We start from the raw sequence: 12,636 nt of genomic DNA on the forward strand, positions 1-12,636 counted from the left end.
TGCGGGGGGATCGGCTGGCGGCGTCATCGCCGTGCCCGTTGCCACCCTCTGGGCCGTATCTTAGCATGCGTGCCGCACCGGATGGAACGGCGTCATGGTTTGAACGTCCAATAGCGGCCGGCGACCGTATCGACGGGGTCGAGAAAGCGCTGGTCCGCGCGCGCATGGTTGCGTATCAGATAAAACATGTCGGACAGGGCCGAGCGCTTTTCCGCAAAATACGCATGTTTCATGAAGCTCGTGTCGACCCCGGTGGCGTCGATGGTTTCCACGCCCGCCACGATCAGCATGCCGGCGCCGCTGTCGCCCGCGCGCGGATAGCCGTGCACGGCTTTCGAGGCGGCCAGGGCCAGGTCTTGCGACGAGGCATACAAGGTGACGGGGTTGCGCGCGCCGGCCAGTTTCGGCGCGATATCGTGCTTGAAGATGGCGGCGTCGATATCGGGCGCGGACAGGATGATTTCCGTGATCTTTTGCGCCAGTTGCGGCTGCGCGGCCAGCAGGTCGGCCACGGCCCGCGCCAGGCCCCGGTTGCCCATGCTGTGTCCCACCAGGTACACTTGCGCCGCCTCCGTGTTGGCGAGAAAGTCGGCCAGGAAGGCCGTGAGGTGGGGCGTGCTCCACTCGATATTGTTTTCATCGATGGTGTAGGCGGCCAGGTCGCCGCGCGACGGCCAGCTGTAGAACACGGGCGCGCCGTCGAAGCCCAGGTCGTAGGCCATCTGTCCCGTGCGCCGCGCCGCATCCTCGAAACTCACGTGATAGCCATGCACAAAGACAAAGGCTCTCTTGCCGGCCGAGGCGCGGATCTGGGCCGTTAATGCAGCAAAGAACAGCTCGCGGTCTTGCACCTCGGCATCGAGCAGCAGCACGTGCTTGGCCGGGTCGTCGCGAAACTCCAGGCGCCACAGCGACGGCGATTCCAGCTGGCCCATGCGGTGGTCGCGGGGGATGCTGATGTCGCAACTGCCATAGCTGAGCGGCCCATCGCCGCCGCCATTGCCGCTGCTCACTCCTTTACTGCGTTCGCCGCTGAACCGCTGGGCCGGCGGCTTGCCCACGTCGCGCTGGCGGTCCGTGGCGAAATACACCTTGACGACCGCATAATTGGATACGACGGCGCTTTTATCGGCCGGCGAGGGCGCGGCTTGCACTTCGGGTAGCTGGGGGACAGGCCGCTGCAGCGCATCGAGCAAGCCTTGCGCCGCAAACAGGGTTTCCATGTCATCGGGCACTTTCGCGCTGGACAGGGCGGCCGACAGGGCCAATTGCAGCTGGCTATCGTCAGGCTCGGCTTCCAGCGCGGCGATGGCGGCCAGGATGGTGGCGGCGCTGTCGAACTTGGCGATGGCCTGCTTGAGCCTTTGAAAATGACTGGCGATGACTTCGGGCGCGTGGCCGGGCGCGCCATGCCCGATGGCCGCCACGACAGCGGAAGTAATCAAGTCCATGCGCCACCTGCCTTTCAGGTCAATCTGGATTAAATGTCAACCCATATTGCCATAAAAGCACGCGCAAAGCGACTTGTCCAGCACCGCGCGCAGGCGGTGCGCGGCAGATCAATGCTGCTTGTCGTCGCTGAACTGCTGCGCCAGCGATTGCAAGGGCGCCACTGTCAGACCGCCTCGGCTCACGTGGTCGGGGATGGCCACGCGCACGGGCTTGCTGTGCATATTGCTTGAGGACAGCACGTTCGTGGTGGTTTCCGGCGCCGCATTCCACACGGGATCGACGATGCCTTCAAACACATGTTTCAATTGTTCGCCCCAGGTGTCGCGGATCATGCGGAAATACTGGTTCTTTTCATCGATGGTGACGAAGCGCGTGACAGCCAGGCTACCCGTCTCGTAGACGAGCAGATCGAGCGGCAAGCCGACGGAAATGTTCGAGCGCAAGGTCGAATCCATGGAAATGAGCGCGCACTTGGCCGCTTCGTCCAGGCGCGTAAACGGGTTGATGACCCTGTCGATGATGGGCTTGCCATATTTCGCTTCGCCGATCTGGAAATAGGTGTTCTCATCGTGCGATTCGATGAAATTGCCGGCCGAATACACCTGGAACAGCCGGCAGCGCTCGGCGCCTATCTGGCCGCCCAGAATGATGCTGACATTGAAATCGATGCCGCAGTCGGCCAAGGCCTTCGCTTCGCGCAGGTGCACGGTGCGCACGGCTTCGCCCACGATGCGCGCCGCGTCGTACATGCTGGCGACGTTCCAGATGCTGCGGCCATCCGCATCCACGTGTTCGGAAACGATCTGGCGGATTGCCTGCGAGATCGACAAGTTGCCGGCCGTCATCAGGACAAGCATGCGGTCGCCCGGGTTTTCGAACACGCTCATCTTGCGGAAGGTGCCCACCTGGTCCACGCCGGCGTTGGTGCGGGAGTCGGACAGGAAGACCAGGCCTTCGTTGAGGCGCATGCCTATGCAATAAGTCATCGTCGTAAATCAAGTCAAAAGGGGGAGCATTCTACACCAGCCGGACCGTGCCACCTGCTGGCAAGGCCCGGCCAGCCTCATTCCTGCCGGTTTACACGGGCACGATCTGCACATCGACTCTCAAGGTTTCCGTGCCACCCCCCTGGCGCACGCCGCGTACCGGGGCCGCCGAATCATAGTCGCGGCCGATGGCCAGGCGGCAATATGCATCCGTCATCAGCCGCGCATGGGTGACGTCGATGCTGACCCAGCCCGTGAAATCCGTGTCTTCCGTCCAGGCGTCGACCCAGGCGTGGCTGGCCGCGTGGCCCGTCGTGCCCGGATCGATATAGCCGGACACATAGCGGGCCGGGATGCCCCAGGCGTGGCAGCAAGCCAGGAACAGATGGGCATGGTCCTGGCACACGCCGCGCCCCAGGGCCAGCGCGTCGCCGGCCGTGGTGGTGACCATGGTGGCGCCGCTTTCATACGCCACCTTGCCGACGATGTGCTCGGCCAGGCGCAGCAGATGGCCCGTGCCCGCCGTCACGCGCTGGTCCGGCAAGCTGGCGGCGGCCAGATCGAGGATGGCCGGGTTGGCCTGCGTCAACGGCGTGGGCATCGTAAACAACAGCGGCGACAAGGTATCGATCAGATTCAGCCGTCCCTTGTGCGGATAAATGGTTTCCACCACGCCATGCGCCACCAGGCTCAGGGAATGATGGCTGCCGTTAATCGTCAGCATGTGCGACAGATTGCCGTAGGCATCCGTATAGGCGTGGCATTGGCCCGGCGTGGTGATTTGCCAGGACAAGGCGCGCTGCTGCGGCTCGATACGCGGCGTCAGGTGCAGCTGCTGGATGGTGTAGGCCAGCGGCGCACTGTAGGCGTAATGGGTTTCGTGACGGATAGTGAGCTGCATCAGGCCGCCAAGGGAACGAGGAAGTCGCGGCTGACCCGGTTGCCCAGGTCGTAGATGTTTTCCAGAAACTCCGTCAACGTATGGTGCAAGCCAGCCTTCATGATGTCGTCGATATGGCCAAATTTCAGCTCCGCGTGCAATTTGCCAGCGAAGCGTTCCGTATCGGCCGAGACATCGTTGCGGATATGTTTCAGGTTTTCCACCACGTCATCCATGCATGCAAGTAATGACCTGGGCATGTCGCCGCGCAGCATCAGCAATTCCGCCACCCGCGCCGGCGTGATCACGTCGCGGTAGACCTTGCGGTAGATTTCGAAGCCGGAAACGGAGCGCAGCAGCGCCGCCCAGTAGTAAAAGTCGCGCTGGGTGATGTCTTTCGACGTGTCGCGCGCGCCGTGGAACTTCACGTCAAGGATGCGCGCCGTGTTGTCGGCCCGCTCGAGGAAGGTGCCCAGGCGAATGAAGTGAATCGCCTCGTCCTTGAGCATGGTGCCCAACGTCACGCCGCGCGACAGATGCGAGCGGTACTTGACCCATTCGAAGAACTGGCTGGGGTCCGTTTCCAGCAAATTGCTTTTCAGGCGTTTCTGCATGTCGAGCCAGGTGGCGTTCTGGATTTCCCACACTTCCGTCGTCAGGGTGCCGCGCACGGCACGGGCATTTTCGCGCGCCCCCGTCAGGCAGGCGAGGATGGAAGACGGATTGTTCGGGTCGCGCACCATGAAGTCGAGCACGTCGCGCGTGTGGAAGCGGCCATATTTATGGTCGTATGCGCTTTGCAGCTCGGAAATGCCCAGGGTGGCGCGCCAGCCCTGTTCCGCGTCCTGCTCGGACTGGGGCAGCATCGACGTTTGCATGTTGACGTCGAGCATGCGCGCCGTATTTTCCGCCCGCTCCGTGTAGCGGGCCATCCAGAACAAATGATCGGCAGTGCGGCTCAGCATGTTTTCTCTCCTGCAAAAGCGGATGTGGCTTCCAGTACCCAGGTATCCTTGGTGCCGCCCCCTTGCGAGGAATTGACCACCAGCGAGCCTTCGCCCAGCGCCACGCGGGTCAGGCCGCCGGGCACCATGGAAATCGTCTTGCCGGACAGCACGAACGGGCGCAGATCGATATGGCGCGGCGCGATGCCGGCGTCCACATAGGTGGGGCAGGCGGACAGGGCGAGGGTGGGCTGGGCAATGTAGCCGCCCGGATTGGCCAGCAGGCGCTGGCGGAAATCCTCGATCTGCGCCAAGCTGGACGCCGGTCCCACCAGCATGCCATAGCCGCCCGCGCCATGCACTTCCTTGACGACCAGTTTCGCCAGGTTCGCCAGCACGTAGGACAGGTCGGCCGGCTTGCGGCACTGATAGGTGGGTACGTTGTTGAGTATCGGTTCCTGCGACAGGTAAAACTTGATCATGTCGGGCACGAAGGGGTAGATCGACTTGTCGTCGGCCACGCCCGTGCCGATGGCGTTCGCCAAAGTCACCCGGCCCGCGCGGTACACGGACAGCAGGCCCGGCACGCCCAGCGAGGAATCGGAGCGGAAGGCCAGCGGGTCGAGGAAATCGTCGTCGACCCGGCGGTAGATCACGTCGACGCGCTTGGGGCCACGCGTGGTGCGCATGTACACGGAATTGTCGTTGACGAACAAATCCTTGCCTTCGACCAGTTCCACGCCCATTTGTTGGGCCAGGAAGGCATGTTCGAAGTAGGCGGAGTTGTACATGCCGGGCGTCATGACGACGACAGTCGGGTCGTCCACGCCCATGGGGGCGACGGAACGCAGGTTGTCGAGCAGCATGTCCGGGTAATGGTCGACGGGGGCGATGCGGTTGCGGGCGAACAGTTCCGGGAACAATCGCATCATCATCTTGCGGTCTTCCAGCATGTAGGACACGCCGGACGGCACCCGCAAGTTGTCTTCCAGTACATAGAACTCGCCCTGGCCGGCGCGCACGATATCGACGCCGGCGATGTGCGCGTAAATGTCGGAGGCGACGGCAATGCCCTGCATTTCCGGGCGGTATTGCGCGTTCTTGTAGATTTGCTCGGCGGGGATGATGCCCGCCTTGATGATGTTTTGCTCATGATAAATATCATGGATGAACATGTTCAAGGCTTGTACGCGTTGCACCAGGCCCGTCTGCATCTGCGCCCATTCGGCGGCGGGGATGATGCGGGGGATGGTGTCGAACGGTATCAACCGTTCCGTGCCGGCATCGTCGCCGTAGACGGCGAACGTGATGCCGACCCGGCGGAACGTCAGGTCGGCTTCGGCCCGCTTGCGGGCGATGGTCTCGGGGGATTGCTGCGCCAGCCAATTGTCAAATTCACGATAGTGTTCACGCACCTTGCTGTCCGTACCCACTTCATCCGCAGTCATTTCATTGAAAAAATTTGCCATGTTGTGATTTCCCTTGAGCCGTGTCTAGGTATAGCTCAGCAGGAAGCGTGCCAACAGGGCGGGCGTGAACAGGTGCAAATATGACCATTTTTGTGGCGTTGCGCCGCCACTCGCACCAATTCGGTGCGCTAGGTGTCACTCTTGGGGACGTCAGCGGGCTGGACGAAGGGCCGGCAATCGACGGGCACGTCGAAGATGAAGCTGGTGCCCGTTTCGGGTGCGCTGTCGACGGCGATGCTGCCGCCGTGGCTTTCGGCCACGTTCTGCACGAAGGGCAGGCCGATGCCCCAGCCTGGCGCGGGGTTGTCGTTCTCGCGGCGCAGGTAGTCGAAGATGCGTTTGGCCTGTTCCGGCGCGATGGCGGGGCCGCCATTGTGGACGGTGACGATCAGGCGTTCGTGGACCGCTTCCACATGCACGCTGATGGGCGTGTCGTCGCCATACTTGAGTGCATTGCCGAGCAGGTTTTCCAGCGCGCGCCGCAGCGAATTCTCGCACCACCAGCCGACGACGGCTTGCCCGCTGACCTGGCATTTGTCCGGCTGCTGCAGGTTGACCTGGCTGGCCACGGCATGCACCAGGGGCAGCACATCGAACTGGCTCAGGGCCAGCGGCAGTTGCTGGCCCTGGTGGTAGCTGAGGCCATCGAGCAATTCCTCGATCATGCTGTCGAGTCGCTTGCTGTGCTCGGCAATCTTGTGCGCCAGCAATACCACCCGTTCCGGGTCCGCTAGCCTGAGCAGCAGCTGGGCGCTGGTGCTGATCACGGCCAGGGGATTGCGCATGTCGTGCGACAGGCCGGCTGCGATGCGGCGCCGGAAGCCTTCGTGCATGCTGGTAAATTCGCGTATCGATTCGCGGATGCCCACGTCGATCGATGCGTTGATCACTTGCCAATCCTTGCCGCGCAAGCTGATGCCGGACTCATGTGCGACGGCGGCGAAGCAGTCGCGGAAAATCTGGTATTCCTGGATCACTTGTTCCGGGCCGTAATTGGTCATGCGCGCCCGTTCGTTGCCATGCACGGCGGGAACGTTGCTGTTGCTGGTGGCATTTTCGCGAGGGTGGCCCGGGGTCAGCGCTTCGGCCAGGTTATCGAAAAAGGCCGGCAAGGTATTGGTGAGTATGGGTGTCAGCAACTCGTCAGCGCCTTGTACGCTGGCGCGCACGCGCTGTTCCCAGACGCTGAGGACGGCGTCGCGCATGGCAAAGAGGCGCTGCGCGCGCTGCAGTGGATGGCGCGCGCCTGCCTGGCGATCCGCCTGATGATCCGTGGTAATACTCACCTGAACTCCCTGACAGGAATGGCTATGCTTTCAATAGTATGCGCCTAATCCGCCGCCAGGGAAACGCCTTATTGTCCAGTATCGGCCTGCCAAAGGGCCGCATGCAGACGGGAAAGAGAGGCTGACCAGTCGGCCAGCGAAAAGTTTTGCGGATCGTCATGACCGTTCGCAAATCCCGTATCGAGCACGGCGTGGAAGGCGGGGATCAGCCACGTGCCCTTGCGCACGCTGGCGGCGATATACAGCAGGGCCAGGCGCTCGTATTGCGCGGGCGTAAAGCCGGGATCAGGAGCCAGGCCATCGTTGCCCTTGCCGCCGCCAGGCACGGAGTGGCGCGGCTGCACCAGTTCCACGTGCAGAAACAGGCCCGTCAGCGAAGGCTTGTCCTTTTCCAGCTTGCTGGCGTAGCCGGGCGTGCCAAAGTCGCGCACGGCCAGTGAATCGCCGAGGCGGTTCACGTACACATGGCCTTTCGGGCCGCCGCCCAGCGCCGGATTGCGCAAGGTAAAGTCGTTGAAGTCCCAGCTGGCGTCGTTGATATGGCCGGGAATGGTTTCTAACAAGAAATTCGGGTAGCTGGTGTCATGGATGACGAAATAGCGGGCCATGGGCGCGGCCAGCCGGCCCACGGCGCGCGACAGGGGAGCGTCGACGGCGCCGCCCACGTCAGCTTCGACGATGCCTTGCTCGGCCAGCCAGGCGCGCAGGCGGGCCGGGGCGATGCCCGTGCGCTGGCCGATGCGGGCGGCAAGAAAGTCCGGCAGCGGCGCACTGTCGCCCAGGCGCGCATACAGTTTCACAGGGCGCAGCAAGCACGTGGCTTGCGCCCGCGCATCGCCCTTGAAACCGCTTTTCCAGGCGGCATACGGGCAGGCGGCTTGCTTCTGGGCAGCGGCCGGCAGGGATAGGCACAGCAAGAGCAACAGGGCAGGGAGTCGTTTCATGCGGGCATTGTCGCCGAAGCGCGCCTTGCGGCACAGGCGCGCACGCGAAAAAAAAGCTGCCCCGTTCATGGGACAGCTTTGGCGCAGGCTGGCGGAGGCTGAGTTAGAACGCCACGCTGCCCGACAGGACGAAGGTGCGCGGCGCGGCCAGCACGAGGCTGCCGGCGTCGAACGAGGAGACAGCCGATGCCCAGTAGCTGCGGTCGGCAACGTTGTCGATGCGCGCCCGCAAGGTCACGTCACGGCCCGCCACCTGCGTCAGGTAGCGCGCGCCGATATCGACGCGGGTCCAGGATGGCAACTGCTTGCTGTTGGCCAGATCCGCATACTGTGTCGAGGTGTAGACGGTACGGGCGTTCAGCGACAGGCCAGGCGTGCCGGGGACATCCCATTCGCCGCCCACGCTGAGCTGTGTTTTTGGCGCGCCGATGGCATCCTTGCCATTGTTGGCCGGTTTGTCCGTCTTGCGCTGTTCCGTATCGAGCCAGGTCAGGCCGCCCAGCAGGCGCACCCCTGCCATTGGCGTACCGAAGAGTGACAGTTCCAGGCCCTGGTTGCGCTGTTCGCCCGACAGGGTAGCGCGCGAGCCGACCACGGCCGGCAAAGGCTTGGCCGTGGAAAACAGGGCGGCGCTCATGCCCAGCCTGCCACCGTCGTACTTGATGCCGATTTCCTTCTGCTTCGACTTGTATGGCGAGAATACCTCGCCCTTGTTGCTCAACGGCAGGTCGTTCTTGCCATCAAAATAGGTACCGCTGGCAACGGGTCCCTTGACCAGCGCCTCGATGTAGTTGGCGTACAACGACACGTTCTTGCTGGCCTTGTAGACGATGCCGGCCACGGGCGTGGTGGCGCTCTTGTCATAGCTGGAGTACTGCACGGCCGTGCCGTAGGCATACGCCGCGTCGCGGATCTGCTGGCGGCGCAGGCCCACGGTCAGCAGCAGCTTGTCGTCGAGGAAGGCCATGGTATCGGCCACGGCATAGCTGTTGAGGATGGTTTTCTGGGTGAGGCGCGGGTCGCTCATCACGCCGCCCGAGTTCGGGGGCAGGGTGGGTAGCATGGCCACGTCCAGCGGATGGTAGATATTCGTCGGCAAACCCGCGTAGTCACTGATCGCGTACGCATTCTTTGCTTCATTCCAGTGACCGGACCAGCTGGCCACCAGGGTGTGCCGGACGGTGCCCGTGCGGACCTTGCCCCGGATGCCCAATTCACCCGTGCGGATTTCCTGCTTGCGCGCATTATCGAAGCGGTACACGCTGGCATCGCCATTGAGTGAGCTCAACGTCGGTTGGGCCAGGCTGTTCGACTCCTTCGTCGAACGGCTGCCAAACGCGGCCCATGCCACCACATCCTTGGCAAGGTCCACTTCGGCGCGCGCCGTGCCGAACACATCGTGTTCCTTCGAATAGCTCCACGGCTGGGCAAAGTTCTTCGATGCATCGGGCGCGCCTGGCAAGGCCGTCAGGCTGCCGGTACTGATGGAAGGGCGCGGCGCCGTCAAGTCGAAATTCTGGTAGCCGGCATCGGCCGACAGGCGGTAGCCGCGGCCACGATAGTCGAGGCCCATCGAGAACATGCCCACGTCGTGGTCTTCGCGCTTGATGCTGGTCTCGCCCTGGCGTTTGGCGGCATTCACGCGCACGCCAAATTCCTGGTGCTCGCCAAAGCGGCGCGCCACGTCGATGGCCGCATAGGCATGGCCGCCCGATTCCACGCCCAGCGTCAATTCCGTCAGCGGTGTGTTGCCGGCACGCTTGGGCATCAGGTTGATGGCGCCGCCGATGCCGCTGCCGCCCGGTGCCGCGCCATTCAGGAAGGCGCTGGCGCCGCGGAACACTTCCACGCGCTCCAGCAGTTCCGGCGATACATATTGACGGGGCAACACGCCGTACAGGCCGTTATACGCCACGTCGTCCGAATCGAGGGCGAAACCGCGTATCACATACACTTCCTGGAAATTGCCATAGCCGCGCGACATGCGCACGGCCGGATCGCTTTGCAGCAAGTCCCCCACGCTGCGCGCTTGCTGGTCAGCAATGAATTGTTGCGTGTAACTGGTGCTGCCGAATGGCGAGTCCATCATGTCCACGGCGCCGAGGATGCCCGTGCGTCCGCCGCGCGCCACCTGGCCACCCGCATAGGCTTTGGACAAGCCTTCCGCCGAGGCATCTGCCGAGGCATTCACGACCACCGTGGGCATGGTTTGCGCGTCGCTGGCCGGTGTCGCAGCAGTGGTTTGGGCTTGGGCGGCGGCGCTGGCCAGCAGGAAGGCGGCCAGGGCGAACGGGGTAGGGGCTAGGCGGAAGGTGCGCATGGTATTATCTGGATATTAATGAGAATGATTATCATTATATTCCAGCGCGGCGCGGGGTGTGAGAAAGTGTGAGAATGCCATAAAAAAAGTCGCCATTTGTACAACACTTGGTAGCCAGGCACTGGAATCTGGCGGAAAAAGGTGCGCCACACGATACCTTGTGGATTTATTAATGCTCGTTGCGCAGTTTCGCTAAAATGGGCCATCGCGCCCGGCGCCTACAGGAAACCGCATGCCATTGCACCGCCATCTACAGTCTGCTTCCATGCGCATGCGCATACGGAGCGGCTTGAGCCTGAAAGGCGCGGCCGTCGCGCTGATCCTGGCCATGCACGCGCTGGGACTGTATTTCCTGCTCTTGCCGGCTAGGCAGCTCAAGCAATATACGGAAGTGGCTTTCATGACCTTGCTGCCGCCCCGGCCAACGCCGCAGGCGCCGCCGATGGCCTTGCCGATGCCGATGCCGGCTCCCATGCCGCGCGCACGGGCTACTGCGCCGCCCGCCGTCCCTGACATGTCTGCCGTGACGGCACAAACCATTACCGTCCCCGCCGAAGAATTGCTCGACGCGCCTGCCACCGCGCCGTCTGGCGCAGACTTGCGCACGCGCGTCCGGTTGGCTGCGGGCGCCGCCGACAAGGCCCTGCGCGGCGAGCTGAAGCAAGACCAGCCATGGCTGGCCGCAGCCGACCTGAAGAGCGAAAGCACCTTCCAGAAGCTGGTTGCCTCCGCCTGGCGCGGCGGCCCCGTCATCCGCGTGGAGGAATACCTGACGGCCGATGGCCGGCCCGCCACGCGCGTCGTCAGCGCCGGCGGCGCCACGTGCTACGGCATGGATGCAAACCCAGGCGCTGGCGCCGACCCGTTCAAGACGGGCGGCAAGGTGAAACGCGTGCCTTGCCCAGGCTAAATGCCGAGTCGATGGCAGGGTTTTGACGGCGATTCCGGGGCAGTCACCCCCGGCCGGGCATCAAATATGCTAAGTTGCGTCTGCAATTCATGTCGACACGACCCAGGACGCCCATGCCACCCGAACTCCTCATCCTCGCTCCCAGTCCTTCGGCTGCAGTCAACGCGCAGCTGGAACAGCAATATACCTGCCACCACGCCTGGCAAGTGCCGGCGGACGAGCGCCACGCCTGGCTGGCCCAGCGCGCGCCAGCCATCCGCGCCGTCGTCACGACGGGCGCGCTGGGCTTGAACGCCACCGATATGGGCTTGCTGCCCGCGCTGGAAATCGTCGCCGTCAATGGCGTCGGTCTCGACGGCGTGGCGCTCGACCTGGCGCGCGAGCGCGGCATCGCCGTCACCACCACGCCGAACGTGCTGACGGATGACGTGGCCGACGTGGCGCTGGCCTTGCTGCTGGCCAGTGCGCGGCATATCGTGACACTCGACCGCTTCGTGCGCGATGGCGGCTGGGAACGTCGTGAGGCCATCGCCCCCGCATCTAGCCTGCGCGGCAAGACGGCCGGCATCTTCGGCTTCGGCCAGATCGGGCAAGCCATCGCGCTGCGCCTGGCCGTTTTCGGCGTCCAGATCCGCTACTTCCAGCCGCGCGCCATTGCCGGCACTAGCGTGCCGCGCGCGGAATCCCTGCTGGCCCTGGCGCAGGAAAGCGATTACCTGATCGTCTGCGCGCCGGGCACGCCGGCCACGCGCAAGATCATCGACCGCAGCGTGCTCGATGCGCTGGGCCCGCAAGGCACCCTGATCAATATCGCGCGTGGCGCCCTCATCGATGAAGACGCCCTGATCGCCGCCTTGCAGGATGGCCACCTGGGCGCGGCCGGTCTCGACGTGTTTGCGGACGAACCGCGCGTACCGGCCGCCTTGCGCGCCTTGCCGAACGTGGTGCTGACGCCGCATGTGGGCAGCCTGACCGTGGAAACGCGCCATGCGATGGGGCAACTGGTGGTGGATAATCTGGCCGCACACTTCGCCGGCTTGCCCCTGCTCACGCCAGTAAAGACCTAGCCGCCCGCCACGTACAGCGTATCGTTTTCTGGCGCCAGCGAAATGCATTAACATCATGTAGTGGCATTTTTACATGGATGAAGGAGCGGCTATGCATACGATACTGGTGATGGGCGCAGGTTTTGCGCTGCTGGCACTTTGCCTGCTGCTGGGGTGGAGTAAGGGCGCGATGGCGCACGCGGCATTGGCTTTCATTCCCTTGTGGCTGCTGGGCGCCGGCATCAACATGGCGGTGGGCGTGCTCGTAGCCGGCTATTCCATCGCCGAGGAACTACCGATTTTTGCAGTAATTTTTGCCGTGCCAGCCTTGCTGGCCGGTTTTTTGTGGTGGCGTTTACAACGCGCCTGAGCCGCCAGCCCATGGGCAGCACCGCCAGC

11 protein-coding genes are annotated in these 12,636 nt (G+C 63.5%); 3 read left to right on the plus strand and 8 right to left on the minus strand.

Annotated features, from left to right (window positions below; genetic code table 11):
• Positions 1 to 92: 92 nt before the first annotated feature.
• The 8 genes from ACQ4WY_RS00725 to ACQ4WY_RS00760 form a co-directional block, all read right to left on the minus strand.
• Positions 93 to 1,451, minus strand: coding sequence for an alpha/beta hydrolase (locus ACQ4WY_RS00725; protein ID WP_436502385.1), 1,359 nt, complete (start codon positions 1,449 to 1,451; stop codon positions 93 to 95).
• A 108-nt stretch (positions 1,452 to 1,559) separates the two neighbouring features.
• Positions 1,560 to 2,438 carry a proteasome-type protease gene (locus ACQ4WY_RS00730; RefSeq protein WP_353657249.1) on the minus strand — a complete coding sequence of 293 codons (879 nt, stop codon included), beginning with the start codon at positions 2,436 to 2,438 and terminating at the stop codon, positions 1,560 to 1,562.
• 91 nt (positions 2,439 to 2,529) lie between these two features.
• A complete protein-coding gene (locus ACQ4WY_RS00735; RefSeq protein ID WP_436502386.1) occupies positions 2,530 to 3,339 on the minus strand; it encodes a transglutaminase family protein in 810 nt (269 codons plus the stop codon).
• Positions 3,339 to 4,283: an alpha-E domain-containing protein gene (locus ACQ4WY_RS00740; protein ID WP_034787425.1), complete on the minus strand. Its 945-nt coding sequence runs from the start codon at positions 4,281 to 4,283 to the stop codon at positions 3,339 to 3,341. The genes ACQ4WY_RS00735 and ACQ4WY_RS00740 overlap by 1 nt, the downstream gene beginning before the upstream one ends.
• Positions 4,277 to 5,731, minus strand: coding sequence for a circularly permuted type 2 ATP-grasp protein (locus ACQ4WY_RS00745; RefSeq protein WP_436502387.1), 1,455 nt, complete (start codon positions 5,729 to 5,731; stop codon positions 4,277 to 4,279). The genes ACQ4WY_RS00740 and ACQ4WY_RS00745 overlap by 7 nt, the downstream gene beginning before the upstream one ends.
• A 128-nt stretch (positions 5,732 to 5,859) precedes the next feature.
• Positions 5,860 to 7,017 carry a sensor histidine kinase gene (locus ACQ4WY_RS00750; RefSeq protein ID WP_436502388.1) on the minus strand — a complete coding sequence of 386 codons (1,158 nt, stop codon included), beginning with the start codon at positions 7,015 to 7,017 and terminating at the stop codon, positions 5,860 to 5,862.
• A gap of 68 nt (positions 7,018 to 7,085) precedes the next feature.
• Positions 7,086 to 7,961, minus strand: coding sequence for a hypothetical protein (locus ACQ4WY_RS00755; protein WP_436502389.1), 876 nt, complete (start codon positions 7,959 to 7,961; stop codon positions 7,086 to 7,088).
• A 103-nt stretch (positions 7,962 to 8,064) separates the two neighbouring features.
• Positions 8,065 to 10,281 (minus strand): TonB-dependent receptor, encoded by a 2,217-nt coding sequence (locus ACQ4WY_RS00760; RefSeq protein ID WP_436502390.1) that lies wholly within the window; start codon positions 10,279 to 10,281, stop codon positions 8,065 to 8,067.
• Between the two features lie 232 nt (positions 10,282 to 10,513).
• Between ACQ4WY_RS00760 and ACQ4WY_RS00765 the strand changes: the two genes are divergently transcribed.
• The 3 genes from ACQ4WY_RS00765 (at position 10,514) to ACQ4WY_RS00775 (ending at position 12,607) form a co-directional block, all read left to right on the plus strand.
• A complete protein-coding gene (locus ACQ4WY_RS00765; RefSeq protein ID WP_436502391.1) occupies positions 10,514 to 11,191 on the plus strand; it encodes a hypothetical protein in 678 nt (225 codons plus the stop codon).
• 113 nt (positions 11,192 to 11,304) lie between these two features.
• The gene (locus tag ACQ4WY_RS00770; RefSeq protein WP_436502392.1) at positions 11,305 to 12,258 is read left to right on the plus strand and encodes a 2-hydroxyacid dehydrogenase; all 954 of its coding nucleotides are present in this window, start codon (positions 11,305 to 11,307) and stop codon (positions 12,256 to 12,258) included.
• A 91-nt stretch (positions 12,259 to 12,349) separates the two neighbouring features.
• Positions 12,350 to 12,607 (plus strand): hypothetical protein, encoded by a 258-nt coding sequence (locus tag ACQ4WY_RS00775; RefSeq protein WP_436502393.1) that lies wholly within the window; start codon positions 12,350 to 12,352, stop codon positions 12,605 to 12,607.
• Positions 12,608 to 12,636 lie beyond the last annotated feature (29 nt).

The organism is Janthinobacterium salmonicoloratum, from assembly GCF_051380845.1.
GTDB classification, from domain to species: domain Bacteria; phylum Pseudomonadota; class Gammaproteobacteria; order Burkholderiales; family Burkholderiaceae_D; genus Janthinobacterium; species Janthinobacterium lividum_F.

Bases quoted from the DNA above. Each gene is read 5' to 3' on its own strand.
- ACQ4WY_RS00725 (WP_436502385.1), bottom strand. From the start codon at position 1,451: ATGGACTTGATTACTTCCGCTGTCGTGGCGGCCATCGGGCATGGCGCG.
- ACQ4WY_RS00730 (WP_353657249.1), bottom strand. From the start codon at position 2,438: ATGACTTATTGCATAGGCATGCGCCTCAACGAAGGCCTGGTCTTCCTG.
- ACQ4WY_RS00735 (WP_436502386.1), bottom strand. From the start codon at position 3,339: ATGCAGCTCACTATCCGTCACGAAACCCATTACGCCTACAGTGCGCCG.
- ACQ4WY_RS00740 (WP_034787425.1), bottom strand. From the start codon at position 4,283: ATGCTGAGCCGCACTGCCGATCATTTGTTCTGGATGGCCCGCTACACG.
- ACQ4WY_RS00745 (WP_436502387.1), bottom strand. From the start codon at position 5,731: ATGGCAAATTTTTTCAATGAAATGACTGCGGATGAAGTGGGTACGGAC.
- ACQ4WY_RS00755 (WP_436502389.1), bottom strand. From the start codon at position 7,961: ATGAAACGACTCCCTGCCCTGTTGCTCTTGCTGTGCCTATCCCTGCCG.
- ACQ4WY_RS00760 (WP_436502390.1), bottom strand. From the start codon at position 10,281: ATGCGCACCTTCCGCCTAGCCCCTACCCCGTTCGCCCTGGCCGCCTTC.
- ACQ4WY_RS00765 (WP_436502391.1), top strand. From the start codon at position 10,514: ATGCCATTGCACCGCCATCTACAGTCTGCTTCCATGCGCATGCGCATA.
- ACQ4WY_RS00770 (WP_436502392.1), top strand. From the start codon at position 11,305: ATGCCACCCGAACTCCTCATCCTCGCTCCCAGTCCTTCGGCTGCAGTC.
- ACQ4WY_RS00775 (WP_436502393.1), top strand. From the start codon at position 12,350: ATGCATACGATACTGGTGATGGGCGCAGGTTTTGCGCTGCTGGCACTT.